Annotated in this window: 25 protein-coding genes and 1 tRNA gene; 12 read left to right on the plus strand and 14 right to left on the minus strand. The window is 46.3% G+C overall.

What is annotated here, in order from left to right:
- Nucleotides 1–57: 57 nt before the first annotated feature.
- Nucleotides 58–1,074 carry a CAF17-like 4Fe-4S cluster assembly/insertion protein YgfZ gene (gene ygfZ, locus ZMTM_RS08600; RefSeq protein ID WP_221763489.1) on the plus strand — a complete coding sequence of 339 codons (1,017 nt, stop codon included), beginning with the start codon at nt 58–60 and terminating at the stop codon, nt 1,072–1,074.
- Between the two features lie 17 nt (nt 1,075–1,091).
- On the opposite strand, the gene ZMTM_RS08605 is transcribed toward ygfZ, so the two are convergent.
- The 12 genes from ZMTM_RS08605 to ZMTM_RS08660 form a co-directional block, all read right to left on the minus strand.
- On the minus strand, nt 1,092–2,555 hold the full coding sequence (locus tag ZMTM_RS08605; protein ID WP_221763490.1) for a sensor domain-containing diguanylate cyclase: 1,464 nt from the start codon (nt 2,553–2,555) through the stop codon (nt 1,092–1,094).
- Between the two features lie 49 nt (nt 2,556–2,604).
- The gene (gene ftsB / locus ZMTM_RS08610; protein WP_221763491.1) at nt 2,605–2,982 is read right to left on the minus strand and encodes a cell division protein FtsB; all 378 of its coding nucleotides are present in this window, start codon (nt 2,980–2,982) and stop codon (nt 2,605–2,607) included.
- 19 nt (nt 2,983–3,001) lie between these two features.
- Nucleotides 3,002–4,288: a phosphopyruvate hydratase gene (eno, locus tag ZMTM_RS08615; RefSeq protein ID WP_221763492.1), complete on the minus strand. Its 1,287-nt coding sequence runs from the start codon at nt 4,286–4,288 to the stop codon at nt 3,002–3,004.
- Between the two features lie 65 nt (nt 4,289–4,353).
- Complete coding sequence (gene kdsA / locus ZMTM_RS08620; protein ID WP_221763493.1) at nt 4,354–5,193, minus strand: 3-deoxy-8-phosphooctulonate synthase; 840 nt, start codon at nt 5,191–5,193, stop codon at nt 4,354–4,356.
- 3 nt (nt 5,194–5,196) lie between these two features.
- Complete coding sequence (locus tag ZMTM_RS08625; protein ID WP_221763494.1) at nt 5,197–6,834, minus strand: CTP synthase; 1,638 nt, start codon at nt 6,832–6,834, stop codon at nt 5,197–5,199.
- 368 nt (nt 6,835–7,202) lie between these two features.
- Nucleotides 7,203–8,027: a TatD family hydrolase gene (locus ZMTM_RS08630; RefSeq protein ID WP_221763495.1), complete on the minus strand. Its 825-nt coding sequence runs from the start codon at nt 8,025–8,027 to the stop codon at nt 7,203–7,205.
- Nucleotides 8,028–8,034: 7 nt separating this feature from the next.
- Nucleotides 8,035–9,159, minus strand: coding sequence for a bifunctional diaminohydroxyphosphoribosylaminopyrimidine deaminase/5-amino-6-(5-phosphoribosylamino)uracil reductase RibD (gene ribD / locus ZMTM_RS08635; protein ID WP_221763496.1), 1,125 nt, complete (start codon nt 9,157–9,159; stop codon nt 8,035–8,037).
- A gap of 2 nt (nt 9,160–9,161) precedes the next feature.
- A complete protein-coding gene (nrdR, locus tag ZMTM_RS08640; RefSeq protein ID WP_221763497.1) occupies nt 9,162–9,653 on the minus strand; it encodes a transcriptional regulator NrdR in 492 nt (163 codons plus the stop codon).
- Nucleotides 9,654–9,674: 21 nt separating this feature from the next.
- Complete coding sequence (gene glyA, locus ZMTM_RS08645) at nt 9,675–10,922, minus strand: serine hydroxymethyltransferase (RefSeq protein ID WP_221763498.1); 1,248 nt, start codon at nt 10,920–10,922, stop codon at nt 9,675–9,677.
- Between the two features lie 358 nt (nt 10,923–11,280).
- Nucleotides 11,281–11,580, minus strand: coding sequence for a high-potential iron-sulfur protein (locus ZMTM_RS08650; protein WP_221763499.1), 300 nt, complete (start codon nt 11,578–11,580; stop codon nt 11,281–11,283).
- Nucleotides 11,581–11,905: 325 nt separating this feature from the next.
- Complete coding sequence (locus ZMTM_RS08655) at nt 11,906–12,373, minus strand: DUF3429 domain-containing protein (protein WP_221763500.1); 468 nt, start codon at nt 12,371–12,373, stop codon at nt 11,906–11,908.
- Nucleotides 12,374–12,385: 12 nt separating this feature from the next.
- Nucleotides 12,386–13,132 (minus strand): tetratricopeptide repeat protein, encoded by a 747-nt coding sequence (locus ZMTM_RS08660; protein ID WP_221763501.1) that lies wholly within the window; start codon nt 13,130–13,132, stop codon nt 12,386–12,388.
- Between the two features lie 176 nt (nt 13,133–13,308).
- Between ZMTM_RS08660 and ZMTM_RS08665 the strand changes: the two genes are divergently transcribed.
- The 7 genes from ZMTM_RS08665 (at nt 13,309) to lpxO (ending at nt 19,723) form a co-directional block, all read left to right on the plus strand.
- Nucleotides 13,309–14,832, plus strand: coding sequence for a fumarate hydratase (locus ZMTM_RS08665; RefSeq protein ID WP_221763502.1), 1,524 nt, complete (start codon nt 13,309–13,311; stop codon nt 14,830–14,832).
- Nucleotides 14,833–14,844: 12 nt separating this feature from the next.
- Nucleotides 14,845–15,924, plus strand: coding sequence for an NADH:flavin oxidoreductase/NADH oxidase (locus ZMTM_RS08670; protein ID WP_221763503.1), 1,080 nt, complete (start codon nt 14,845–14,847; stop codon nt 15,922–15,924).
- 18 nt (nt 15,925–15,942) lie between these two features.
- Nucleotides 15,943–16,137 (plus strand): Fe-S cluster assembly protein IscX, encoded by a 195-nt coding sequence (iscX, locus tag ZMTM_RS08675; RefSeq protein WP_404804661.1) that lies wholly within the window; start codon nt 15,943–15,945, stop codon nt 16,135–16,137.
- Between the two features lie 21 nt (nt 16,138–16,158).
- Complete coding sequence (locus ZMTM_RS08680) at nt 16,159–17,559, plus strand: phosphomannomutase/phosphoglucomutase (protein WP_221763504.1); 1,401 nt, start codon at nt 16,159–16,161, stop codon at nt 17,557–17,559.
- Between the two features lie 12 nt (nt 17,560–17,571).
- Nucleotides 17,572–18,048, plus strand: a complete 477-nt coding sequence (locus tag ZMTM_RS08685; protein WP_221763505.1) for a retropepsin-like aspartic protease family protein — start codon at nt 17,572–17,574, stop codon at nt 18,046–18,048.
- Nucleotides 18,049–18,188: 140 nt separating this feature from the next.
- Nucleotides 18,189–18,671 (plus strand): EF-hand domain-containing protein, encoded by a 483-nt coding sequence (locus ZMTM_RS08690; protein WP_221763506.1) that lies wholly within the window; start codon nt 18,189–18,191, stop codon nt 18,669–18,671.
- 149 nt (nt 18,672–18,820) lie between these two features.
- The gene (lpxO, locus tag ZMTM_RS08695; protein WP_221763507.1) at nt 18,821–19,723 is read left to right on the plus strand and encodes a lipid A hydroxylase LpxO; all 903 of its coding nucleotides are present in this window, start codon (nt 18,821–18,823) and stop codon (nt 19,721–19,723) included.
- Between the two features lie 143 nt (nt 19,724–19,866).
- Here lpxO and ZMTM_RS08700 read toward each other — a convergent pair whose 3' ends face one another.
- Nucleotides 19,867–21,516 carry an alpha-D-glucose phosphate-specific phosphoglucomutase gene (locus ZMTM_RS08700; protein ID WP_221763508.1) on the minus strand — a complete coding sequence of 550 codons (1,650 nt, stop codon included), beginning with the start codon at nt 21,514–21,516 and terminating at the stop codon, nt 19,867–19,869.
- Nucleotides 21,517–21,704: 188 nt separating this feature from the next.
- On the opposite strand from ZMTM_RS08700, the gene ZMTM_RS08705 reads away from it, so the two are divergent.
- Together ZMTM_RS08705 and ZMTM_RS08710 are read left to right on the plus strand one after the other, a co-directional pair.
- A tRNA-Lys gene (locus ZMTM_RS08705) sits at nt 21,705–21,780 on the plus strand.
- 142 nt (nt 21,781–21,922) lie between these two features.
- Nucleotides 21,923–22,825 carry a hypothetical protein gene (locus tag ZMTM_RS08710; RefSeq protein WP_221763509.1) on the plus strand — a complete coding sequence of 301 codons (903 nt, stop codon included), beginning with the start codon at nt 21,923–21,925 and terminating at the stop codon, nt 22,823–22,825.
- Nucleotides 22,826–23,001: 176 nt separating this feature from the next.
- Here ZMTM_RS08710 and ZMTM_RS08715 read toward each other — a convergent pair whose 3' ends face one another.
- Nucleotides 23,002–23,607, minus strand: coding sequence for a LexA family protein (locus ZMTM_RS08715; protein WP_221763510.1), 606 nt, complete (start codon nt 23,605–23,607; stop codon nt 23,002–23,004).
- A gap of 145 nt (nt 23,608–23,752) precedes the next feature.
- Here ZMTM_RS08715 and ZMTM_RS08720 point away from each other — a divergent pair, with 145 nt between their 5' ends.
- Together ZMTM_RS08720 and ZMTM_RS08725 are read left to right on the plus strand one after the other, a co-directional pair.
- Nucleotides 23,753–24,355, plus strand: a complete 603-nt coding sequence (locus tag ZMTM_RS08720) for a LexA family protein (RefSeq protein WP_318840490.1) — start codon at nt 23,753–23,755, stop codon at nt 24,353–24,355.
- A 165-nt stretch (nt 24,356–24,520) separates the two neighbouring features.
- Entirely contained in the window at nt 24,521–25,939 is a 1,419-nt protein-coding gene (locus ZMTM_RS08725; RefSeq protein WP_221763511.1) for a cytochrome ubiquinol oxidase subunit I, read from the plus strand.
- The last annotated feature ends 2 nt before the right edge of the window (nt 25,940–25,941 follow it).

Consider the following 25,941-nt stretch of genomic DNA (forward strand, 5'->3'; position numbering starts at 1 on the left):
AGCCATACGCCTTCACGTTATAATCATTCACATATTTATCCGCAACGGCATCCAATCATGACACAGTGGCAAGATTTTTTAATATCCCAGGGCGCGACGATTGAGAATAATCAAGTCACCGCTTTTGCAGGCAACAGCGGCATTGTTGCTAATCAAACCATACTCGCCGACTTATCCCATATAGGCCTGCTGCAACTTGATGGGGAAGATGCAGCAGATTTCTTGCAAGGCCAAGTCACTAATGATGTTAAAAAACTCGACGGCAGTAATTTTCAATACGCTGGCTACTGCACTCCCAAAGGCCGTTTGCTAGCTTTGTTTCTTGCATTCGCACATCAAGACCATCTTCACTTGCAACTCAATCGCGATTTGCTTGAGCCTATATTAAAACGCCTCAAAATGTATGTGATGCGCTCTAAAGTCACTATCAAAGATGTCTCCGATGACATCATTCGCTTTGGTATTGCTGGGCCAGAAGCTTTATCAGCAATGAACAGTTGCTTTGGTGCAGAACACCTTCCTCAACAAGCTTATGCCTTAACTACGCTCGCTCAATCCACTTTGCTGCGCCTGCCAGGTGACACTCCTCGCTATCAAATCTATACCACCAACGACCATGCTGCAGAAATATGGGCAACATTAAGCGAACACGCCCAGCCCGCAGATAAAGGCCAATGGGATTACTGGGAGATACAAGCCGGTATCCCCGATATCGCGCCAGCAACACAAGAAGCCTTTGTGCCGCAGATGATCAACCTGGATGCACTGGACGGTATCAATTTCAAGAAAGGCTGCTACACGGGCCAGGAAATCGTTGCCCGCACCCATTATTTGGGCAAGGTAAAACGACGCACCCAACTTTCGCATGTAAAATCTGAACAAGCCCCCCAAATTGGGGACGACATCATGAGTAATAATGATGTCGTTGGTAAAGTGGTCAGAAGTGCGCCAGCGCCTGAAGCTGGTTACGAGTTGCTCGTTGAGCTCAGGCTTGAGATTCTCGAGCAAGGCAGTGAATTGTTATGGCAAGGGTTCGCGCTTAAAATTAAGCCGCTCCCTTATCCATTAGCATAGCGATAAGGCTAGTTTAATCAGCTTAATATGCTGCGATTACGGCCTTGCTTCTTGGCTTGATACATTGCTTTATCTGCACGCACCACCAGGTTTTCCAAAGTCTCTGATGGTTTACCAATAGCCGCACCGATGCTCACGGTGAGGGCAATCGTCTGGTTTTGGTATGTAGTAGTGTGGTGCTCAATACTTTTGCGTACTTTTTCAGCCAGTGCGATGATATTGTGTTCATCGCAATCCCTCACTACCACCAAAAACTCTTCTCCACCCCAGCGGCAAATAAAATCAGCAGCACGCAAGCTTGATTTAATGATGCTAGCTGCTTCCGTTAGTACGTAATCGCCACCTATGTGGCCATATTGATCATTAATGGCCTTAAAGTGATCAATATCCAGCACCAAGATAGCAATAGTGCCGCCACTACGTGCGGTATCGTTAGACATGACTTCAATCACAATATCAAAAGCACGCCGATTCGGCAGGCCTGTGAGAATGTCTGTCGTCGCCATTACTTCAAGCCTTTGCTGGTAGCGCTTGAGAGCTATGTCGGTAATAGCAACTACAATCAGGGTGACGGCAAGACAAACCAGCAGGTTGAGAATGAATGTATTTTTAATACCAGAGATTGCTTGGGTCTCGCTTTTTTCAACGAACAAATACCATTTCAGCTCTGGAATATAGCGCACATTGATCAGGTGATTGGCATGATGATCTTCGTATTCATACTCGTATTCACGGGTTGTTTCGGCACTAGTCTGGGTGATTGGTTGATCAATGATTTCTGCGGGCAGACTGTTCATGCCATCCACATCTTTAATGTTTTTACCAGCCGCATGGCGCTGGCTGCCTGAAAGCATGATCGTGCCATCGTGGCTCACAAAATAGACATCGCGCTGATATTTCTTCTGGTAGCTGGCAATCAGTTTTTGTACGCTATCTACATTGAGGCCTATGCCCACAGTGCCGATAAAACGATTGCTGTAATCCAACACACGATAATTGACAAAAATAGTGAGCTCATCATGGTGCGCTAGATCTTTATCCACATTGATCTCGTAGGGTTGGCTGAGATCACGAACACGAAAATACCAAGCATCGCGTGGCTCATCCTGTTTTACCTGCTTGAGTATGCCTTCGCCGTAGTAGTAATTGTGGGTGCGCTCAGTGACCAGAAAGCTGACGAAAGCGCCATAGGTCGTTTGCACCTGCTGCAGATATTTACTGATCTTCTCTGTACCCTGCTCACCCTCTATTACCCAATCCCTGAGAAAGGTATCCGAGGCCATCATGGAAGAAATAAATACAGGCCGAACCAAGTCTTTTTGAATCTCGGAATAGATGTTATCGGCGGTAAGCGGCAACTCGTTATCAACAATAGTCTTGTGTATCGCCTGTTTAGAGACGTGATAACTAAAAAAAGAGGTGGTAACGAAGCCAACGACCAGCACGATTGCTAGAATGATCAATACTTTAGGTCTATTCATATCGCTATTCTGTATTTCACTCTTTTGTATTTATGGCGCCGCGCTGTGTTTAAGGCAATTTGGTGGCTGGAATTGCAGATGTGCTGTTGTTGGGTGCTGGAGTAGCATTTTGAGGTTTTGAGTCTGGGCTAGACGGTTGGCTGGCATTCTGGCCGGTTCGCTCAATAATCTGATAGAACACTTCATCCTGCTTGACCATGCCAAGCTCATTGCGTGCACGCTCTTCAATCGCTGCGTAACCTTGTTTCAGGTCGCGCACTTCGGCATCGAGCGTATCGTTACGAGCCTTTAGGACAGCATTTTTGTCTTTTTGCTCAGTAATCTGGCGACTGAGATCCCACACCCTGAGCCAACTCCCTTTGCCGAGCCACAGCGGATACTGTAGCGCGGCAATCAGAATAACAAATATTAGGGTGAGAGCTCTCAAGTGCTAGATAGCGAAAGGATTAGCGTTTTAAATGGTAAAACGCATCCAAACCAGCATAGCTGGTAGCATCGCCTAACTCTTCTTCAATACGCAGCAACTGATTGTATTTGGCAATACGTTCAGAACGCGATAAAGAACCTGTCTTGATTTGCAGTGCATTTGTAGCCACTGAAATATCCGCAATGGTCGTATCTTCAGTTTCACCAGAACGATGTGAGATTACTGAGGTATAGCCTGCACGCTTGGCCATTTCAATGGTCTGGAAAGTTTCAGTCAAAGTACCGATCTGGTTGACCTTGATCAGCACAGAGTTACCCACACCTAAGCGGATACCTTCACGCAGAATCTTCGGGTTGGTCACGAAAATATCATCGCCGACCAGCTGTACGCTCTTGCCCAGGCGGTCGGTCAATACTTTCCAGCCATCCCAGTCATGCTCGCTCATGCCATCTTCAATGCTGATGATGGGATACTTATCGGCCAAAGTCGCCAGATAGTCTGTGAATTGACCAGAAGAAAGAGAGATGCCTTCTGATTCCAGATGATATTGACCATTTTTGTAAAATTCTGAGCTAGCGCAATCCAAACCTAGCAGCACATCGCGACCCGGCTCGTAACCAGCCGCTGATACAGCCTCCAGAATTAACTGAATCGCAGACTCGTTGGATGGCAAGTCAGGCGCAAAACCACCTTCATCACCCACTGTGGTTGCCAAGCCTTTTTTATGCAGGATTTTCTTTAATGCATGAAATACTTCTGCACCGCAGCGCACAGCCTCGCGGAAGGTAGGCATGCCAGCAGGGATAATCATGAATTCTTGAATATCCACACTGTTATCGGCATGTGCACCACCATTGATGATGTTCATCATAGGGGTTGGCAATTGCATGAAGCCTGAACCGCCTAAATAACGATAAAGAGGCAAGCTTGACTCTTCAGCTGCCGCGCGAGCACAGGCCATAGAAACGGCCAAGATGGCATTGGCGCCCAAGCGCGCTTTGTTTTCAGTACCATCAAGCTCAATCAAGGTGTTGTCGATAAAACTTTGTTCTTCGACATCCAGCCCAACAATCGCTTCTGTAATCTCGGTATTGACGTTCTCAACCGCTTGCAAGACGCCTTTGCCCAAGTAGCGTGAATTATCGCCATCACGCAGCTCTACGGCTTCTTTAGTACCTGTAGAAGCACCTGAAGGCACGGCCGCGCGGCCAATAATACCACTCTCTAGCAACACATCCACCTCAACGGTTGGGTTTCCGCGTGAATCAATAATTTCGCGAGCAATGATATCTACAATGGCACTCATATTCTTTCCCTTATTAACTTTTGAATTAATGTGTGCACGCTACAAGGTGCGACACTCTAGTTTTTTTAAAGTGTGTGTTCTATAAACCCAGCTTTTTTTACTACACGGTCTAAATCCAGCAATACTTCCAGCAAGTCTTTCATTTTGTGCAGCGGCCATGCGTTAGGGCCGTCAGATAAGGCCTTTGAAGGATCGGGATGGGTTTCCATAAACAACCCTGCTATGCCGCTGGCAACTGCCGCGCGAGCCAAGACAGGCACAAACTCACGCTGACCTCCGCTCTTATCACCTTGTCCGCCTGGCTGCTGTACCGAATGCGTAGCATCAAACACAACGGGGCAATTGGTCTCGCGCATAATCGCCAAACCGCGCATATCAGACACCAAGGTATTGTAGCCAAATGAAGCACCACGTTCACAAACCATAATACTGTCTTGATTGCCATTGGCTTCTTTGGCTTTTTGTACCACTTGCTTCATATCACCAGGCGCTAAAAACTGGCCTTTTTTGATATTGACTGGTTTACCGCAAGTGGCTACCGCAGTAATAAAGTCTGTTTGGCGGCACAGAAACGCTGGCGTTTGCAGTACATCTACCACAGAGGCTACTTCAGCAACCTGCTCTTCAGTATGCACGTCGGTCAATATCTTTACGCCAATCTGGCTACGCACTTCATCCAGAATTCTCAGGCCTTCTGTAATACCAAAACCACGGAAAGTCTTATTGGAGCTGCGGTTGGCTTTGTCATAAGAAGATTTATAGATGAAATTGATGCCTACTTGCTCGCAAATCTCTTTGAGTGCGCCAGCGGTATCAATCGCCATTTGCTTGGACTCAATGACACATGGCCCAGCAATCAGAAAAATAGGATGTTCAATGCCAACATCAAAACCACATAATTTCATAAGTTAGCCTTTTGTTCCTGCTTTATGGTCAAGCGCCGCCTGAATATAGGCCTTGAATAATGGGTGCCCGGTACGTGGGTTAGAGGTAAATTCTGGGTGGAACTGGCAAGCCACAAACCATGGATGCACGTTTTGCGGCAGTTCAATCATTTCACAGAGGTTTTCAGTCGGAGTACGTGCCGAGATCACCAAGCCAGCCGACTTCAATTGTTCAACATAATTGTTATTCACTTCATAGCGATGGCGATGACGTTCATTGACTTCAAGGCCGTAAATCCCAGCCGCCATGGTGTCAGGCACAATCGGACAGCGTTGTGCGCCTAAGCGCATCGTGCCACCTAGATCAGACTCTTCAGAGCGGGTTTCGATTTTGCCATCTGCTGCTTGCCACTCGGTAATCAAGCCTATCAATGGATGCGGCGCGTCTGGATTGAATTCAGTGCTATTGGCATCTTTCAGATTCGCGACATTGCGCGCAAACTCAATGACAGCCAGTTGCATACCAAGACAAATACCTAAATAGGGAATTTTCTGTTCGCGTGCATAGCCAATCGCGGCGATCTTGCCTTCGGTGCCACGTTTACCAAAACCGCCTGGCACCAAGATCGCATCCATCTTAGCTAAAGCAGCTGTGCCATTCACTTCAATATCTTCTGAGTCTATGTAGTGGATACGTACTTTTGAATGTGTATGAATACCTGCGTGAATCAACGCCTCAGTCAGTGATTTGTATGATTCAGTTAAATCAACATATTTGCCGACGAATGCCACATTCACTTCAAACTGTGGTTTTGCCAATGACTCAACAATCTTCTTCCAGCTTGATAAATCTGCTGCTTTGGCCAGAATATTTAACTTATGACAGACAATCTCGTCCAGCATCTGGTCGTGCAAAAAACCAGGAATTTGGTAAATCGAAGTAGCGTCAACTGCTGATATCACAGCCTCTGGCGCTACATTGGTAAACAAGGCAATTTTACGGCGCTCATCATCAGGAATACTGCGGTCGGCACGGCACAGCAATATATCTGGCTGAATACCGATCTCACGCAGCTCTTTTACAGAGTGCTGAGTAGGTTTGGTTTTCAGCTCACCAGCAGCTGATATCCAAGGCAATAAGGTCAGATGGATATAACAGGCATTGTTGCGGCCTTCTTCAAAACCCATCTGGCGGATTGCTTCGAGGAATGGCAATGACTCAATGTCACCTACCGTGCCACCCACTTCAACAATCGCGACATCAGCGCCTTCAGCACCACGCTTAATATGAAGTTTTATTTCGTCCGTGATATGTGGGATCACCTGGACGGTTTTACCCAGATATTCGCCGCGACGTTCTTTTTTAATCACGGTTTCATAAATCTGACCCGTGGTGAAATTATTACGCTTACCCATGCGTGCACTAATGAAGCGTTCGTAATGGCCTAAGTCCAAATCGGTTTCTGCGCCATCATCTGTGACAAACACTTCACCATGTTGAAAAGGACTCATGGTGCCAGGGTCAACGTTAATGTATGGGTCTAACTTGAGCATGGTGACTTTAATCCCACGCGATTCGAGAATGGCGCCAAGGCTTGCAGCTGCAATGCCTTTGCCTAAAGAAGAAACAACCCCGCCGGTAACAAATACATATTTAGTCATATTTAAGCTTAAAGATTAGCAATCTGAGGACATTGCGGACGGGAGTACATTTTACTGGAAACAGTCGGATGCCACAATTAAACAGCAATTAAACTTGGGCTTAAATTCAGCCTATAACAGCCAGTTTAAATATTGGGGTCACTCGCCATGGCGACCATATTCTTTTTAGCTATTAGCTCATGCCGAAATAGGAGTAATTCCTATCCACAAAATCTGTGGATAATTTTGTGGATAGCTGTGACTTAAAAATGTAACTCATGAATCCATAAGCCTTTTTTTGAAACGCCTATTTTTTAACCGTATTTTTTTATTATATAAATCAACGGCTTACTGTATGTCATTGGATTGCTATGGTTTTTTGACCTAAGTTAAAGTAGCACTTGAGGTGGTGTGCATAACTGCGCTAATTTTGGTAATACTTGCAGCGCATTCTTTGTTGTAATATCAGCCACTTGCGCACTATTTAAGCCACGTAATTGGCCGAAGACTTCAGAAATTCTTAAAAGTTCATGCGGGCTATTACGTCCATGGTGCCCTAACCATTCTGGTGGAATATCAGGAGCATCCGTCTCCAGTACAACCGCCTCTACAGGCAGTGTGGTGGCTAATTCACGAATTTTTAATGCGCGTGGATACGTCATTGCGCCACCAAACCCCAACTTGAAACCTAACCTGATAAATTCGTTGGCTTGTTGAAAACTGCCGTTGAAAGCATGCGCAATTCCGCCACTCACTTTAATCCGCCGCAAATGCTTAAGTACATCATCCACTGAACGACGCACATGCAAAATCACGGGCAAGTCAAAGTCACGCGCGACTTTTAACTGCTCTGAGAAAAAATACTCCTGGCGTTCGCGCCCACCATTTTGGGTGGCTTGATCCACAAAGAAATCTAGGCCTATCTCGCCTACTGCAACAGGTTGATTTTGCGTGGCTAAACTTTGCTCAATCGTTACCCTGAGGAGAGCAAGGTCAGACTCTTGCGACTGATCAACATACAAAGGATGAATGCCCAGCGCATAAGCACAATGCGGGTATTCGCTCGCTAATGCTTGCACGACTGCAAAATTGCTACGCATCACGGCGGGTACCACGATTAATTCGACCCCATTCTGCAAGGCTAGCGTAGCCACCGCATTACGATCCGCATCAAACTCGCTTGCATCCAGATGGCAGTGCGTATCGATGAGCATCTATCTACTACTCAGAAGAGTAAATCGGCTTGGCGATGATGCGAATATCCGCGCCAAATTGTCGGGTATCTTTCACTTCAAGACCAATGCGTTGCTTCATGTCTGTAAAAGTGGGCAACTCAAAGATACCGCGTGCCTGGTTACCCAGTAAAACTGGCGCGTAATAAAGCACCAGCTCATCAACCAGCTTATGCTTCATCAGAGCGCCATTCAAGGTTTGTCCTGCCTCAACCATAAGTTCATTGATGCCAAGCTCTGCAAGATGGCTTAACAGGCTTTTCAGGCATACCTTGCCACTAGCATCTGTCAGCTGAATGAGTTTTAAGCCTGCCGCCTGTAAAACATCGATTTTGGCTTGAGCTGCATTGGCATAAACTACCAGCGCATTGCCTTGAAGTATTTTAGCGTTAGCTGAAATGCGCAATTGGCTGTCGACAATCACTCGCAAAGGTTGACGGCCAATCTCTATAGTCCGCACATCCATATGCGGATCATCCGCCAGTACTGTGCCTATGCCAGTGAGTATTGCACATGAACGTGCGCGCCAATGCTGCACGTCACGCCTTGCAGGCTCACCAGTAATCCATTTGCTTTCGCCATTCGCGAGAGCAGTACGGCCGTCCAAGCTCGCTGCTACTTTAGTGCGGACATAAGGTAATTGGCGCGTCATGCGCGATATAAAACCAACATTCAGTTCGCGCGCTTGCCCTTCCATTAGGCCAGAAGCGACTTCAATACCATGTGCCTGCAGGCGAGCAAGGCCACTGCCTGCAACTTTTGGGTTTGGATCCTGCATGGCCACAATCACACGCTTAACTCCCGCCTCAATCAGCGCATCGGCACAAGGCGGCGTGCGGCCATGATGGCTACACGGTTCAAGGGTGACATAGACATCTGCGCCTTTAACTTGGTCACGAGCATTCTGATGCGCTTGGCGCAAGGCATGCACCTCAGCGTGCGGCTCACCTGCCTTTAGATGCGCGCCTGAACCAATCACGAGGCCATTTTTAACAATCACACAGCCAACACGCGGATTAGGCGTTGTGGTGTAAAGACCTTGCTCTGCAAGTTGCAGTGCTTGCGCCATCCACTGGTGATCCATTTCAGAAAACAGATTCTGGGCGCTAGACATGCTTATGTTTTGGAGGGTTTGGATTTATCAGCAACACGGCGGTGCGGAATATCGAGATCACGTATGACATCATGAAAGTCATCCACATCCTGAAAGCTACGATAGATGGATGCGAATCGAATATAAGCCACCTTATCCATCAAGCGCAGCTCCTGCATCACAATCTCACCGAGGTCACGCGAATTCAGTTCGCGCTCTCCCTGCCCGAGAATTTTCTGCACGATGTGATCTAGCGCCCTATCCACATACTCGGTAGGCACTGGTCGCTTGTGCAAGGCGCGGGTGAATGAAAGCCTCAGCTTATCGCGATTAAACTCCTCGCGATTACCATTTTGTTTCACAACCTGCGGCATATGCAGTTCGGCGGTTTCATAGGTGGTAAAACGCTTATCACACACAGCACAACGGCGACGGCGACGAATACTGTCGCCCTCGTCATTCACGCGTGAATCAATGACTTGTGTGTCGTCTGTACCGCAAAAAGGGCATTTCACAAGTAGCTCGCCGCTTGCAGCTTAAGCACCGTAGACGGGGAAACGATTGGTCATGGCATGCACCTTGGCCTTGGTAGCAGCAATCACCGCTTCATCTGTCGGATTATCCAGTACATCAGCAATCAAGTTAGCCACTTCTCTTGCTTCAGCCTCTTTAAAACCCCGCGTGGTAATAGCTGGTGAGCCGATACGGATACCAGAAGTCACGAATGGGCTTTCAGGGTCATTCGGAATTGCGTTCTTGTTCACAGTGATATGTGCTTGACCAAGGTAGGCATCTGCAGCTTTACCAGTCAAACCTTTAGGGCGTAGATCCACCAGGAATACATGGGACTCAGTACGGCCAGAGATGATACGCAGACCGCGCTCAGCCAAGGTTTGCGCCATCGCGCTGGCGTTTTTCAATACTTGCTCTTGATAAGTTTTAAATTCAGGTTGTAATGCCTCAAGGAATGCCGTGGCTTTACCTGCAATCACATGCATCAAAGGGCCGCCTTGCAAGCTTGGGAATACGTTGGAATTGATACTTTTCTCAAACTCAGCCTTCGCCAAGATGATACCGCCACGTGGTCCACGCAAAGTCTTGTGTGTAGTGGAGGTCACAAAATCAGCATGGGGCACAGGGTTAGGATAAACACCTGCGGCAATCAAGCCAGAGTAATGCGCCATATCCACCATGAAATATGCACCTACTTTTTTTGCAATTTCAGCCATACGCGCCCAGTCAAAACGCAATGCATAAGCTGAAGCGCCGCCAATCAACAACTTAGGCTTGGCTTCAATGGCAATACGCTCCATCTCGTCGTAATCGATTTCTTCTTTTTCGTTCAGTCCGTAAGCCACGATGTTAAACAGCTTGCCTGAAAGATTGGCTGGAGAACCATGGGTTAAATGACCACCATGACCAAGGTTCATCCCCATCACCGTATCACCTGGTTTCAGGATAGAAAAATATACCGCCTGATTGGCTTGTGAACCTGAGTGCGGCTGCACGTTAGCATATTCGGCGCCATAGAGTTTCTTCAGGCGATCAATTGCCAATTGCTCAATCTGGTCAACAAACTCACAACCACCATAAAAACGTTTACCTGGATAACCTTCTGCATATTTATTAGTCAGCTGCGAGCCTTGTGCCTGCATAACCGCTGGGCTGGTGTAGTTTTCAGAAGCGATCAGTTCGATGTGCTCATGCTGACGTTGGCGCTCTGATTCCATGTATCCCCACAATTCGGAATCAACCGCATTAAGTGTGTTTGCCGCGCTAAACATATTCAGGTTTCCAGTTCTGTTTCGTTTACTAAATTGAAGAGTGGGATTTTAACATGCAGAGGCATAAGCACAATGCAGAAGCGCAATACAGAAAATAAGTAGTATCAGATACATCTACTTAAAGAATGTTCAGAATATATGTTGAATGGCAAAAATATTAGGGAATGAATAAGCTGCAATTGAGCCGAGACTTAGATACTGGCGGTGCTGAATATAATAATCCGCTATCTGGACTCAACTTTTTGGGTTGTCATCTTAAAGATGAAGATAGCGGATTGAATTCGGGTGCGTCTTTTGGACGACTTAATTTTATTGAACTACTTGATTTTTAACTAAAGAACTACTTTAGTTTACGAACTTATGCAGGTTTAGCTGCGAAAGCACTACACCAGCCTGCTGAATGAACTTCTTTACCAGCAAACAATGGGCAAGGGCCTTTTGTATCTCCAGCTTTTCCACCGAAGAACATGCAAGCACCACAGTGTTGACCAGCTTTGTATTTACCGTTAGTTGCCTTTGTTGCATCTGAGACATAACCCAAACTAACAGCAGTTGGATCTTTTTCGTTTACATATTCTGCAAATGCGATTTTCGCTAATGGCAATGAAACACCAGCAGCAATGATTTGCAACATAAAAGTTCTTTTAGAATTGTTCATGAGTGCTCCTAAATTAAATTAAACCGTGCATTAAATTTACAAAATTATTATCTAATTTGTGAAAATTCAGACTTGGATAATACACAAAAGTTTTAATAATTTTCAACAACTTAGAAGATTATTTTGGGTAAAAAGAATCATTCTCAATACGGCTTAAAATTAGAGAGTTGGATTCCTATAGATGTCATCATTCCCAGCCTGAAAAATCATGAACTTAAGCAAAATTAGTGAGATTTAATTCAAAAATGGAGGGATTGGGATTTTTACAACAAATTAAGGCGAATTTTGCAGAAAACATACAGTGCGCATTAAAAAAACAATGGCGCTACATGGTTAATGCGTAAATTTGCCCAGACAAGATGCCTAGTGATGCAAGCATGGTCAGCATAAAACGAAGGGGTAAATACCAAGCCGGCAGTTGAATTGCTCTGACCAGTTTGACATCCATTACACAATGCAGCGCGAAGCCAAGCAACGAAATCAGCAAACCTATCCGTAATGGCAATAACAATGAAATCCAGCCGATCAATGCAGGGATTACGCTCCATAGATACATACTATTTCTACGGGATTCAGAAATGGTGGATGCCATCATGGCGAATGCCCAATGCAAGGCTCCAATAAAAGAGAGAATCACTGCACCATAGGCCAATAATGCGTAAAGACTGATGATTGCGTGATAGTTCTGAAACCACGGCAGAACACCAAACAATAAGAAAGGGATAACGCCCGCCAAGCCCAGATAACGCGGCCAAGCTGGGATTAGAACCAGACTTTTATACAAAGGCGACATACGCGAAAATTATCAGCAGTCAGTAAAACGATTAGCGCTGCAGGCATTTGCAGATGATTTAGCTTCTGCAAGCTGCTCGACAGTCATCTTGTTTGCATAAAAACTCAGCACAGTAAATCGCTTGCTGTTGTTTCTTGCTGGCTCATTCAACTGGGCATTATTGGGTTGTGTAGATAAATAGACCCACATATAGCCCTTTACCAAATCCTCGGCTACACCCTCACCTTTAAGATACATGCTACCAAGGTTAAATTGCGCTTCTGTTAGGCCTTGGCTGGCTGCAAGTTTGTACCATTTAATCGCTTCAGCATAATCCTGATCAACCACTGCACCACTGTAGTAAATCACGCCCATATCCAGTTGAGACTTCACATGGCCTTGTGTAGCAGCGGCTTTGTACCATTTAACTGCCTCTGCATAATCTATAGGCACAATATCGTTACGGAAATAAATCACACCCAGGCGATACTGCGCCTCGGCAAAGCCGCCATTGGCTGATGTGGTAAACCACTTGAGCGCTTCGGCATTATCCTGTTTCACACCATCGCCATTCAAATACATCAAACCCAAGTTGTATTCGGCCTTCACATCGCCCGCTTGGGCTGCTTGTTGATAAATCTTGGCAGCTTTTGCAAAATCAGCTTTGGCAATGGCGGCCTTTGCATCAGATAAATTGTCCGCATTAGCTTGTAATGCAAAGCTGGTTAACAAGCCGCTTATTAATAGATATGCGCTGATTTTAGGTAAAAGTATGTTCATTTTTATTGTGCTCACTAAATCGAAAATTTAGGACAGGCCAGACTTAAAAACATTCAAGCTCACTTTAAAAAATTCATCATGTAGGTGACTCAATCTAACAAGCTTATTAGCAAGATGCCAAGTTATAATCATTGTTGAATAATCACAAAACGACGCTGCCCCATTCATGAGCCGCCATGACTTTAATTAAACAAGAAGATTTCATCAGTAGCATCCATCAGGCGCTGCAATATATCGCTTGCTATCACTCGCCTGATTTTCTCGCTGCCTTGCATCATGCCTGGCAACACGAAGAATCAGATGCGGCAAAAGATGCCATTGGCCAAATCCTCATTAACTCTTATCTGTGCGCCCAAGGCCAGCGCCCGCTTTGTCAGGACACTGGCATCGTGGTGTCATTCATTAAAGTAGGCATGGATGTGCGCTGGGATAGCAGTTTAAGCCTGCAAGAATTGGTGGATGAAGGCGTTCGCCGCGCTTATGGCGATTTGAACAATCCACTGCGCGCCTCCATCGTGAGTGACCCCGCTGGAGGGCGTATCAATACACGCGATAACACGCCCTCCGTTGTCCATGTTGAATTAGTGCCTGGCAACCAGGTTGACATCAACATTTCAGCCAAAGGCGGCGGCTCTGAGAATAAGGCTAAATTAGCCATGCTAGAACCTAGCGATAGTATTGTGGATTGGGTGCTGGAAACCGTGCCGACCATGGGCGCTGGCTGGTGCCCGCCTGGTGTGCTTGGCATAGGCATAGGCGGCACAGCGGAGAAAGCCGTCTTGCTCGCCAAGCAATCACTGTTTGCTCCGATTGATATCCAGGCGTTAAAAGCACGTGGTCCCAGCAATAAGGCTGAAGGGCTGCGGCTTGATCTTTATGAAAAAGTGAATCGTCTGGGCATAGGTGCGCAAGGCCTTGGCGGGCTGACGACAGTATTGGATGTAAAGATACTGGATACCGCCACCCACGCGACCTCATTGCCTGTCGCCATGATCCCCAACTGCGCCGCCACCCGCCACGTGCATTTCACCCTCGATGGCAGCGGGCCAGCAGTATTGCCTGTGCCAAAACTAGAAGACTGGCCGCAGATTGCGCTTGATGCCAGCACGCCAAGCCGTAAAGTGAATCTGGATATCCTGAAAAAACAGGATATTGCATCGTGGCAACCAGGCGAAAAGCTCTTGCTTAGTGGCAAATTACTCACTGGTCGCGATGCCGCACACAAGCGCATTGTCGATTTAATCGCACAAGGCAAGCCGATGCCAGATGGCCTGGACTTCACCAATCGCTTTATCTATTACGTAGGGCCAGTCAATGCAGTGCGTGATGAAGCTATCGGCCCAGCAGGTCCAACGACTGCAACGCGTATGGATAGATTCACCGACGTCATGCTTTCGAAAACTGACCTGCTCGGCATGATAGGCAAAGCCGAACGTGGCGATGATACGATTAACCTCATCAAGCAGCACCAGTCTGCATACCTCATCGCCATCGGCGGCGCGGCTTACCTGATCTCGCAAGCCATTAAATCAGCGCGGATAGTCGCTTTCCCAGATTTAGGGATGGAAGCTATTTACGAATTCGTGGTCGAAGATATGCCAGTGACAGTGGCGGTAGATAGCAAGGGCCATTCGGTACACAGCACAGGCCCTGCGGAGTGGCGCGCAAAGATTGCAAATATTCCGGTGATTGTTGAATAGAAAGACTTAAGCATGGCTAAATTATTTACCGAGTTCAAACTACGTGAAACAGTGTTTAAAAACCGTATTTTCGTTTCACCTATGTGCCAGTACTCGGCCGAAGATGGCATCCCCAACCATTGGCATCTGGTCAACTATGGTAGCCGCGCCGTTGGCGGTGCTGCACTGGTGATGGTTGAAGCGACCGCGATCAATCCAGAAGGCCGCATTACGCCGCACTGCACTGGCCTGTGGTCGGACAAACATACCGAAGCATTCAAACCAATTGCTGACTTTATCAAGAAAAATGGCGCAGTAGCCGGCATCCAGATTGGTCATGCTGGGCGTAAAGCCTCTAGTGATATGCCGTGGAATGGTGGCGGATTTCTGCCTAAAACCCAAGGTGGCTGGCAAACCGTTGCGCCTTCTGCTCTACCGGCATCCAGCGCCCATGGAGCGCCCCTTGCTTTATCCACAGACGATATTAAAAGCATCAGCCAGCAGTTTTTAGATACCGCAAAACGTGCGCTTGAGGCAGGTTTTGACGTCATCGAACTACATAGTGCGCATGGCTATTTGCTGCATGAATTCTTGTCGCCCATCTCCAACCAGCGCACCGATGAATACGGCGGTAGCCTAGAAAATCGTTGTCGTTTAACGCTTGAGATTGCCAAGGTGCTACGTGATTTCTGGCCGCAAGACAAACCCGTGTTTGTCCGCATCTCAGTCACAGATTGGATGGAAAACACAGGCCAACAAAGCTGGGATCTAGCGCAATCTATCCAGCTATCAAAATGGCTAAAAGAGATCGGTATCGACTTGATTGACTGCTCAAGCGGCGGCTTAGTACTGGATGCCACAATACCTGTAGGCGCTGGGTACCAGACACAATTCGCCGAAGCGATCCGTAAAGAAGCTGGCATTGCCACCAGCGCAGTCGGCATGATTACAGAGCCAGTGCAGGCTGAACATATATTAATGACTGGCCAAGCAGATGTGGTTTCGCTAGCACGAGAAATGCTGCGCGACCCATACTGGCCGCTGAGGGCAGCAAAAGAATTGGAAGCGGATATAACTTGGCCTCTGCAATACCAACGCGCCAAACGCACTTAAAAAATAAAGGAAATACTTATGAAATGGACAGACAGTTTAGATATTGCCATCGCGCTCTACGATAAATTCCCCGAGCTAGACCCAAAAACCATACGCTTCACCGATTTATATCAATGGGTGCTTGATCTCGAAGAATTTGACGACGAGCCAAGTAAATGCGGCGAAAAAATACTAGAAGCCATACAACTCGCCTGGATAGATGAGGCCGAATAAGTCGTATCGCGTAGTTTGCGCATGATCATCCCCAAAGAAATCTTCAAAGCGTACGACATTCGCGGCATCGTCGGCAAAACGCTCACACCAGAGATTGTGCAAGCGATTGGTCAAGCTATCGGTAGCGAGGCCATTGCACGGAAACAAACGAGGATTTGTGTTGGTTACGATGGCAGGCTTTCAGGGCCTGAGCTTGCAGCAGCGCTTTCATTAGGCATCCGTAAAACGGGCATTGATGTCATTCAATTAGGCTGCGTGGCAACACCCATGGTCTATTTTGCGGCACATCACTTGGGTACGGATTGTGGCGTGATGGTCACGGGTAGCCACAACCCACCCGATTACAATGGCCTAAAAATAGTCTTGGATGGCGAAACCTTATCTGAAGCCGCCATCCAAAGTTTGCGCGTGCGTATTGAGCAAAATGACTTAGTAGAATCGAGCTTGGGCGCAGAAAGCCATTACGATATTGCACCTGATTACATCGCTCGCATTGCATCAGACATCAAACTCACCCGCAAGATGAAAGTAGCCGTCGATTGCGGCAATGGGGTTGCTGGGGCATTTGCACGCAAGCTTTATGAAGCGCTGGGCTGCGAGGTCGAAGAGCTGTTTTGCGAAGTAGATGGGCATTTCCCCAACCATCACCCAGACCCATCCGTGCCAGAAAATCTGGCAGACTTGATCACAGCGCTGAAAAATGGCGATGCTGAAATTGGTCTGGCATTTGATGGCGATGGCGACCGTTTGGGTGTCGTCACCAAACAAGGCAACATTATTTACCCAGACCGCCAGCTTTTGCTATTCGCAGAAGATGTGCTCAAGCATGAGCCAGGCGCAACCATCATCTTTGACGTGAAATGCACGCGCAACCTAAGCTCATGGATTAAAGCGCGTGGCGGCAAGCCAGTGATGTGGAAAACTGGCCATTCTCTGGTCAAAGCCAAAATCAAGGAAACCAGCGCCGCTCTGGCGGGGGAAATGACAGGCCACCTATTTTTTAATGATCAAGACGCCGCTACCCGCAAGAAACGCTGGTACGGCTTTGATGATGGCTTGTATGCTGGTGCTCGCCTGCTGGAAATCTTGAGCAGATCTGATAATCCATCCGCCATTCTGGATGCACTCCCTGACAGCATTAGCACGCCAGAGCAGCACATCAGGATGCTTGAAGGCGAGACACATAAACTTATTACGCACTTACAATCATCCGCAAAGTTTGAAGGCGCGATTGAAGTCATCACCATCGATGGCCTGCGTGTGGAATACGCTGATGGCTTTGGCTTGATGCGCGCATCTAACACCACACCAGTGCTTGTATTGCGCTTTGAAGCCGATGACCCTGAAGCGCTAAAACGTATTCAAAATGCATTTCGCGCCATTATTTTGGCGGCTGAGCCATACCTTAACCTGCCCTTTTAGTGAGCTCACACCATGACTAAAGGCAACATCATCGCGGGGATTATATGGCTGGCTTTGGCTGGGCTCATTTATCACCTGGCAGATGGCTTCATTAACCCCAACAAAGCAGCAGTATTAGGCTCATCCAGCAGCGTGGTGCTTCAACGCGGGCCAGATGGTCATTACCGTGCAGAAGCCATTATCAACGGGCAAAAAGTGAATGTGCTGGTGGATACAGGCGCAACCGATGTCGCCGTATCGCAAAACATAGCCAAGCAGCTTAATCTCAGCAGCCATACCGCCATCACCACCAATACAGCCAATGGCAACAGCATTGCCTACGTCACAAGACTGGATTCAGTAAAAATTGGCGGAGTTGAAGCTAAAGATGTTTCTGCGGTGATTGCCCCTGGTTTGCAGGGTAATGTGTTACTCGGCATGTCATACCTAGGCCGCATGGATGTCAGATTATTTCATAACACCATGACAATCAAACAGCTTGAACAATAGCTGCAGCCTTCTCAAACCTCTGCATCTGGCCACCTCAAAAAATAAATGTAAGTAATTCTAAACGCTCCTGACTAATGTTCGCTAACGCGAGATTCCACACACTTGTTGGAATTTACTTAAATTTATTTGGGAGTTTTATCATGAAGATTCAATTAAACAATGTTGCTTTAATCGGCTGTATTCTACTTTCTACCGCTGCATTCTCTGCACCGACCTTTGCCGCAGATGCCATGTTAAGCACTGGTGGTTATGCCCGCGAATTACACAAAATGGACATGATGAAAATGCTGGATGCCGATGGCAACCACATGGTGACAAAAGCTGAAGCAGATGCATACTACGGCTCATTATTCGATGCCTTGAACAAAGACGGCGACGACACGCTGGATGCCAAAGAATGGGTAGGCACCAAAGGCCAGGAAAACATCAGCATTGCAACAGGCGGCTATAGCCATCAATTGCGTACGATGAAGATGATGAAAATGATCGATACCGATGGCGATCACACAGTCAGCAAGGAAGAGTTCCTGAAATACAACGAAACCATTTTCACCGCAATGGATAAATCAGGCGATGGCCAGATTGACCCACAAGAATGGCTGGCCAAACAAACAGGCAACTAAGTATCGCTATTCTTGTAGTAGATAAACGGGCTCTAAGCGGCCCGTTTTTTATTCATGATTTTATTAAGTCGAAATCTTGGACTTAGCCACAATTAAAAACTAAAATGCATCTACTTAGCTCTCAATAGCATTCTACGAAGCCAGCCTCCATGAAATACGTCATCATCGCTTTATACGCATCTGCCATTCTCTTCGTGCACTTTCGTGGCAAAGCACGCTTGCCATTTTTCAGGCAAGTATTCGATCATTCATCAGTTGTCTCGCCAATCAATATCTTTATTTATTTACTCTCCAAAGTCCCGACCACCACGGCTTATCTGCCTTTGAGTGACTTCAAAGGCTTGCAGTTGCTACAGGATAACTGGGAGATGATTCGGGATGAAGCGCTGGCGCTTGAACAGCTGGATAAGATAAAGGCAGCGGAAAAAAATGACGATGCTGGTTTCAACTCATTTTTCAAAAAAGGCTGGAAGCGTTTTTACCTGAAATGGTACGAGGCCAACCATCCTTCTGCTGCCCAGTTTTGCCCCAAGACAGTGGCGCTGTTAAAGCAGGTACCAGAAGTCAAAGCGGCCATGTTTACCGAGTTACCACCAGGTGCCAAGCTCAACCCGCACCGCGATCCCTATGCAGGCTCATTGCGTTATCACCTGGGGCTAGTCACGCCGAATGATGATCGCTGCTTTATTAACGTGAATACCGAGAACTATAGCTGGCGAGATGGCCAGGGCGTGATGTTCGATGAAACCTACATCCACTGGGCGCTGAATGACAGCGACGAGACCCGCATTATCCTGCTGTGCGATATAGAACGGCCGATGAAATATCGCTGGGCACAAGCCGTGAATCGCTGGCTGGGTCGAGTAGTAATGACAGCCGCGAGCTCACCGAATGAAACAGGTGACCAGACGGGCGGCATTAATAAAGTGTTTCGTTTTTTCTGGGCAGTGGGTAAATACAGGCGCAAACTCAAGGCATTCAGCCGCCCTTTGTATCATCTGATCAAGTTCGGCCTGATTATTGGCGTGATCGCGCTGATCTACTTTATATAAGGCTTGGGTTTATTTGAGGTTTGGGCAATAAAGCCAAACTCACTGGTATCTAGCCAAATCTTTAAAACACCGTCATTCCCGCGAAAGCGGGAATCCATTTTAAATAATCACTTGAATCCCCGCTTTCGCGAGGATGACGAACTCTAAGTAATCACCGTCGGCGTATCCCGCCCTGTTCTCTTCTTCAGCTCAGATATTTCCAGTGCAATCTTGATCATCTCAGCCAGTGCTACCTGCGCATCCAGGTGATGTTTGCTGGCATCTGGCTCGTACGCTTCTAGGTATATCCGCAAAGTCGCGCCCTCTGTGCCTGTGCCAGATAGGCGGAATACAATACGTGAATCATCCGTGAACAAAATCCGTACGCCTTGGTTAAGGCTGATGCTGCCGTCCACAGGGTCTGTGTAGCCAAAATCATCACAGGTTTTGACGATGTAACGGCCGAATTGCGCACCTGTCAGCTTTTTATAACTGTCTTGAATATGCTTGATCACGCCACTGGCCGCCGTGCTAGGCAAGCCCTCGTAATCATGCCGCGAATACACATTGCGTCCGTATTTCAGCCAATGTGCTTTAACCAGTTTTTCAACCGATGGCTTTTCGTTATCCGCCACCTCTTGCTGCGCGAGGATATTCAGCCAGAACAACACAGCCCACAGGCCATCTTTTTCACGCACGTGGTTAGAGCCTGTGCCAAAACTCTCTTCACCGCACAGCGTCACCTTGCCAGCATCCATCAGGTTGCCAAAGAATTTCCAGCCCGTTGGTGTTTCATAACAGGGAATTCCGAGCGCCTTGGCCACGCGGTCTGCAGCTGCGCTGGTCGGCATGGAGCGTGCAATGCCAGCAAGTCCTTTGCTGTAGCCTGGCACCAGCTTGGCGTTGGCCGCTAATATCGCCAAGCTATCAGATGGCGTTACAAAAAAGTGGTTGCCCAAAATCATGTTACGGTCGCCATCACCATCAGATGCCGCACCGAAGTCTGGCGCATGTTTACCGTAAATCACTTCCACCAACTCATGCGCATAAGTCAGGTTAGGGTCTGGGTGACCGCCACCAAAATCTTCCAGCGGTACTGCATTCATAATGCTATCGGCTGGCGCGCCTAGTTGATTGATAAATATCTCGCGAGCGTATGGGCCAGTCACTGCATGCATGGCGTCAAATTTAATTCTGAACCCACTGGCAAGCAAAGAGCGTATCGAGTTAAAGTCGAATAGTGAAGTCATCAACTCGGCATAATCAGCCACCGCATCAATTACCTGCACCTTCATGCTAGCCAAGTCATATTCGCCAATCACATCCAGCGGAATATCATCAGCTTCAATCAAGCTGTATTGCGTAATTTTTGTAGTATTGGTGTAAATGGCCTCAGTAATCTTTTCAGGCGCAGGGCCACCGTTAGGCATGTTGTACTTAATACCAAAATCGCCGTCTGGCCCGCCAGGATTGTGGCTCGCAGAGAGAATAATGCCGCCAAAAGTCTCATATTTACGGATGATGCATGAAGCCGCTGGTGTAGAAAGTATGCCCGCCTGCCCCACTAATACACGGCCAAAGCCATTAACAGCCGCCATCTTCAAGATAATCTGGATCGCCTCGCGGTTGAAATAACGGCCATCGCCGCCCAACGTCAGCGTGGCGCCTGCAGGTGGGTTCACCGTATCAAAAATACTCTGCACAAAATTCTCAAGATAATGTGCCTGCTGAAACACGGTCACGCGTTTGCGCAAACCAGAAGTGCCAGGTTTTTGATCATCAAATGGCTGGGTATCAATACGCTGAAGAGACATTAGGGCGGGGCTTTCACAATAAACGATGATGTAACTTACAAGATTAGGAGTGGCGTTTCAAGTGATGGTTGCAAGATAGGCCTAAAGTTAAGGGCTATTGTATAAACTAAGGCCAAGGTTTCTTTCGCCCAAGCAATATGCCAAGTTGACACAGCATGGCAATATCTTGATAATTGCACCCCTTACAAGGGGGAATAGCTCAGCTGGTAGAGCAGCGGACTCTTAATCCGTTTGTCCGGGGTTCGATCCCCCGTTCCCCCACCAGAATTTTAAAAAGGCTCATACTCAGGTATGGGCTTTTTTATTTTCATGGTATGAATTACCTAAAGTATTAAAATAATCAGCAATTATTCAATTGGTTATACACTATTCCACTCAGCCATAAAAACAATAATAAGGATTTAAAATGAAATTATTTACTAGTAAAAAAAGCGTCTTAATTATCTTTTCCATTTTATTTACAATTCCTTTAGTAATTTACTTTTATAACTTTCATGGTAATTTTTCCTCAAAACAGGACGATTGGGGTGGATTTGGTTCATACATAAGCGGATTTTACGGCACACTTGCATTCTTAGTTTTAGTCTATACAACTAGACTTACTACTAAGCAGTTTAAAATTCAAAATGAAGATAATGTATTTTTTAGACTTTTTGACTCTCTCCAAGCTCGTATTTCCAATGCGCAAATCATATCTGAAAACCAGACATATACTGCCCATCAGTCTCTGCGATTTTTGGCAGAGAGCTTTGAAAAAGAACTTTCATTTGAATCCATAGGAATTGCAAAAAATTTATTAAAAAGTGTGCCAGAAAAGATCTCTGATACTCAATTTTTAAAAATATATGAGGCCTTAAAAAAAGACTGGAACATTGAGTCATATGAAGAATTCAGAGCTAAATTTCTTGCTGATATGAATAAAGTAACTTCGAGTGATAAAGGTGAGATTTTAAAAGTATATATAGGTGGATTTAATCAACAATCGCCAAAACTGATAGATGCCTTACGTTCTACTGGGAGTGTAAATTTCTATCGAATACCGTTCTCAGTAAGAAGACATTATTATGGCATTGTCGCTGAGAGACTTATCTCAAAGCATGGGGAGTTCTTAGACGGATATTTAAAAAACATTTGTTTTTTGTTAGAAATTGCATCTAATTCAGAAAATGAAAATCATTATATTAATTTTTTAAAATCTCAATTAACAAAATATGAAATTATTATTCTTTTTTATTTAATAGCTGGGGCTGAGTTCAATTTTAAGAAAAAAGAGTTTTTTATAAATATGAAATATTTAAAGAAATATTAACTCCAGGCTGTCAAACTCTTATGATTGATTGCCCGTCTCGTGAGATAGTTTTAAAAGAAATAACAAACATTTTTCGTACCAAAGATATGGGTACTACAGAGATAGATATACTTAACTAACAATTCACACATAAATATTTTTTTGTTTGTAATTTCATATCTCATTGACTCTCGACTTTATTTAAACTTCCGCAATGACCCAGTAACCACACCCCAAACATCAAAGTCCATTCCCTCTTTAATCTCGATAGGTGAAAACTTCGGGTTAGCTGGAAGTAGTCGCGGGGTTAATTCCTTGGTTTTGCCAAGTGTCTTAACAGTAAACTCCCCATCCACTGAGGCTAGGACAATATCTCCCATGCTGGCTACCAGTGACTTATCTACGATCACCACATCATTATCGAATATGCCAGCATCAATCATAGAGTCACCCCTGATGCGCACAAAGAACGTAGCATCGGCTTCTCTAATCATGTACTCATTGAGGTCTAGGCGTTTATCTACATGGTCATCTACGGGGCTGGGGAGGCCAGCAGGCACTCGATTGCTGTAGAGGGGAATACCTATTGTTGGTGGGTTGATTGCAGGCTGCTCTATGCTCTGCACGTTATCTAGCTGGCTACTTAGCTGCTTACGCTTGAAGGCCTCAAGAAAATCTCTAATGACTGGCTCTTGGCTTTCAGGAATGCGGATAGCCTTAGTCTTTTCCTGAAAAGGGCTCCAAGGCTTTCTGCCTGAGCCTTCACGTTTGCCGCCTCTTAGTGTTGTATCTTTAGTTGTCATTTGATTATTGTACGACAATCAAACGAAAGTGAGTTAGTTAGATGAAGAAAACCCCTAACAGCGCTTGCAAACTAATCTGATTACATTGATAATTTAATGAACGAACGTTCGTTTTAATTGTTGCTCAAATAAAATGAGGTGCCTTGTGATAAAAGAAACCATGAACCAAGCCAGTGAAGCTGATAGCAAATATCTAGGCCAATTGCAGGATTACTTTGCTAACCACCGCATATTGCCTAGCTACAGCTATATGCAATCACTGCTGGGCATTAAGTCTAAAGCGACTATATCCAAACTGGTTGCTAGGCTTAAGTTGATTGGCTTTCTTGACCTCGCCCCTGACAAAAAACTGGTACCAGGTTCACGCTTCTTTGAACGGCCTTTGTCAAATAACACGGTGCAAGCAGGCGCTTTTACCCAAGCTTATAGCGAGGGGACTGAATACCTGACGATTGATGAGCACCTCATCAGAAAACCATCCAAGACTGAGTTGATCCCCGTGCGTGGTGAATCGATGAAAGATGTGGGCATTATGGATGGCGATATCGTAGTGGTTGAGAAGCGCCATCTAGCAAATATCGGCGACATCGTAGTGGCAATCATTGATAACGAATTCACCATCAAAACTTTGGGTAAAGAAAAAGACAAATTTGTACTGATCCCCGCTAATAGGGATTTCGATATTATTCGGCCAAAAGAGGCCTTTTCTATTTACGGCATTGTGGTTGGGCAGTTCAGGAGTTATTAGATTATTCGCAGTTTTCGTAACTCCGCATCTATAGCCGAGTTACAAGCATCGAGTCAGGTGGATTATTAGTTAAATATTTTGGCAGCCCAGCGATTTTTTTATATTTTATGTGTCATAAGTATTCATTCAGATTTAACATATTGAAAATCACTAAGGTTACCCATCATGTTAGGTTTTACAGCGCTTGAATTAGCCCGTATTCAGTTCGGTTTCACCATCTCGTTTCATATCATTTTCCCCTCTTTGACTATTGGTTTGGCTGCGTACCTTTTTGTGCTTGAAGGCTTGTGGCTCAAGACAAAAGACCAAGCCTATAAAGATTTGTACCATTTTTGGCTCAAGGTTTTTGGGGTTAATTTCGGCATGGGAGTGGTTTCTGGCCTGGTGATGTCTTACGAGTTTGGTACTAACTGGGGTGGCTTTTCATCATTCGCGGGCAGCGTAACGGGACCATTGCTGGCCTATGAAGTATTGACAGCATTCTTCCTCGAGGCTGGATTCTTAGGCGTGATGTTGTTTGGCTGGAACCGCGTTGGGCCTGGCCTGCACTTTTTTGCTACAGGCATGGTGTCGCTGGGCACATTGATTTCAATGACGTGGATTCTGGCCTCCAATAGCTGGATGCAAACACCACAGGGCTTTGAGATCATCAACAATATTGCCGTGCCTGTAGATTGGTTAAAGATTATTTTCAACCCATCTTTCCCCTACCGTTTAATGCACATGGGCGTGGCGGCATTCTTGGCAACAGCCTTACTGGTTGGCGCAACTGCGGCATGGCAGCTACTGAACAAGCGTGATAACCAAGCGATTAGAACCATGCTATCCATGTCCATGTGGATGCTGGTGATCGTAGCGCCAATTCAGGCGGTGATTGGCGACTTTCATGGGCTGAATACGGCAGAACACCAACCGGCAAAAATCGCAGCGATTGAAGGCCACTGGGAAAATAATCTAGGTGAAGCCGTGCCTCTATATCTATTTGGTTTGCCAAACATGAAAGATGAAGTGACCGATTACGGTTTAGCAATACCGCATTTGGGCAGCCTGATTTTGACCCACTCATGGAATGGCCAGATTAAAGGCTTAAAAGAGTTTGCTCCTGAAGACAGGCCAAACGCCACCATCATCTTCTGGACGTTCCGCATTATGGTGGGCTTGGGAATGCTGATGATACTGGTTGGGTTTTGCAGTCTCTGGCTACGCCGCACCAAAAAGATGTATAGCAACACCCTATTCTTGCGCGCCTGTGTTTTGATGGGCCCCGCTGGGCTTATTGCGATTCTGGCTGGCTGGATGACCACTGAAATTGGCCGTCAACCTTGGGTGCTATATGGCGTGATGCGCACGACAGATGCAGTATCGAAGCATGATATTGCTTCACTAGCTGTTTCATTAGGGCTGTTCATCCTGGTTTACTTCTTTGTGTTTGGCATAGGAGTGGCTTATGTGTTGAGGCTATTGAATAAAGGGCCTTACCCACATGAAGGTGATGAAACAGATGCTGGCGGCCCAGGCCATGACAAGAGCCCTATGCGGCCACTCTCATTGGCAGACGAATCTTTGCCAATCGCAGCGCCATAAGC

The organism is Methyloradius palustris (genome assembly GCF_019703875.1).
GTDB classification, from domain to species: Bacteria; Pseudomonadota; Gammaproteobacteria; order Burkholderiales; family Methylophilaceae; genus Methyloradius; species Methyloradius palustris.